Genomic DNA, 2,237 nt, shown 5'->3' on the forward strand with positions numbered 1-2,237 from the left:
AGCTCTGCAATGAAATTGCACACAAATTAAATACGCGCCCACGCAAAAGACTTGGGTATAGGACACCAACGGAGTATATTCATGCGCATCTGTAGAAAGTGTCGCACTTCAAACTTGATACTAAGTGCCGTGGTTAGTGTTTTTCACAATCCTTTTTGTCTTTGAACAGATTAGTTAGTGCCGTTGCTTCTGTTCTTTCTAGGTCTTGATAAGCATCGAAAACGTCACCATTTTTGTACCCAAGAAAGCACAGCCCACCTTGAATAATTAGGGTAAAAAATGATACAACTAGAATCAGAAATGGAATGACACCAAACATATCAAGAGACAGTAAAAGTGAAGACAATGCTATAGCCACCACTGAAATCACCACTTTAACCTTGCTGCTAAAAAACATAACACCCTCTAAAATATGAAATTTTAGCCATTCTATAAGTTAATGGTTGCACATAATGTTTGTCGCTTCACATGAAAGGCACATAACGCCCGGCTAAGGGGTTGACAACGCCTAGCCGAACTCAAAAAACACACCGTAAACACTGAACTTCAATTTTGTACTAAAGCCGCCACGCGTTGACAATCCCTCTTGAGCCGTTTGTTAGGCCAACCAATTGACGCCGACACTTTCACAACCCAAGAACAAGTCTTTTTGTAAAACCCAAACAAACTAAATCATTAATTTATAAACTAAAACTCTAACTTTGCAAAGAAACAAAAAACTCAAATTGAGCGATTTGGAAGAAAAGTGACGAGCGTAGCATGCTCGGCGGACGTTTGAATGCTGAAGGTTATTTTGCCGCTAAATTCACAACGAAAAGCAACCCAACGCGATCAAGAAACAACAAATATGTGATGATTATTTATTGCTTAAGCTCAGCCATGAGAACATGGAATTTACCGTTCAACTCCAACTCGATTTAGCTGATGAAAACTCACTTTGCCTAACGCCCGGTTAAGGGGCTGACAACGCAAAACACTGAACTCAAAATAACAACCGTAATCACAAAGGCCGATTTGAACAAAAACCGCCACGCGTTGGCAGTCCATCTTTAACCGTTTGTTATGCAAATTCAATGAGATAAACTGACTTTACACGACCAAAAGCCACAATTGCAATGGTTGAGTGATTCAAGAATCAACCCAAGCCAGAGCCATGACAAATAAGCCGCCAAAACAAAGCCCACCTTTCAACAACAAACCAAGCTTTTGAATGAAACAAACTCACCGAGCAAGACTTTCAACAAGTACAAAATGTTCGATAAACTTGCCCTTTCCACACTTTGCGCCCGCTAAATTCACAACACGCCAACGTTAAAACTGATTGAGGCAAACAAAGAACCTTGTCTGTTTTACGGCTTGAGTGAACCACGAATTTTAAGGTCAAAAAGCTCATTTGCCGACAACACAAAACGAATGGCCGGAGAAATCTAAAAAGATTGAACCCCTAAATTTCCCTGAGTTGCATAACGCCCGGCTAAGGGGTTGACAACGCACCGCCGAACTTAAAAAACACACCGAAAACACTGAACTTCAATTTTGCACTAAAGTCGCCACGCGTTGGCAATCCCTCTTGAGCCGTTTGTTATGCAAATTCAATAAGATAAACTGACTTTACTCGATCAAAAACCACCATTGCAATGGTTGAGTGATTCAAGAACCAACCTAAGCAAGAACTGTGATAAATGAGCTGCCAAAACAAAGCCCACCTTTCAACAACAAACCAAGCTTTTGAATCAGGAAAACTTAACGAGCGAAACCTTCAGCAAGTGCAAAATGCTCGATAAACTTGCCCTTTCCACACTTTGCGCACGCTGAATTGCCAGCAAACCAGCACCAAAACTGATTGAGGCAAACAAAGAACCTTGCCTGTTTTACGGCTTGAGTAAACAACGAATTTTAGGGTAAAAATGCTCATTTGCCGACAACACAAAACGAATAGCCGGAGAAATCCCAAAAGATTGAACCCCTAAATTTACCTGAGTTGCATAACGCCCTGTTAAGGTGTGAGCAACGCAATACCAATGCCGCCGCATACCACCTTAATCACTTAAACCAACGCATAGTAAAAATGCCACGCGTTGCGAATCACTCTTAAACAGTTTGTTATGTTACTTGGATTCAAGTACGAAGTGCGACACCTCTGAACATAAAAACAGTGAGATGCGATAATCATGAAGTTTGCTCCCGCCAAGAAGTAAAAAACATGAAATACACGCACCTCACTGAGAACGAAAGGT

The 2,237-nt window shown here is 41.1% G+C and carries 2 protein-coding genes; one reads left to right on the plus strand and one right to left on the minus strand.

The genetic code is table 11. The features are described 5' to 3' along the window. Positions 1-133: 133 nt before the first annotated feature. Entirely contained in the window at positions 134-397 is a 264-nt protein-coding gene (locus tag EXZ60_RS18760) for a hypothetical protein (RefSeq protein WP_039443618.1), read from the minus strand. A 362-nt stretch (positions 398-759) separates the two neighbouring features. Between EXZ60_RS18760 and EXZ60_RS18765 the strand changes: the two genes are divergently transcribed. Next, complete coding sequence (locus EXZ60_RS18765; RefSeq protein WP_277436145.1) at positions 760-921, plus strand: hypothetical protein; 162 nt, start codon at positions 760-762, stop codon at positions 919-921. Positions 922-2,237 lie beyond the last annotated feature (1,316 nt).

The sequence above is a fragment of the Vibrio sp. 1151_11 genome (genome assembly GCF_029478525.1).
Classification (GTDB): domain Bacteria; phylum Pseudomonadota; class Gammaproteobacteria; order Enterobacterales; family Vibrionaceae; genus Vibrio; species Vibrio anguillarum.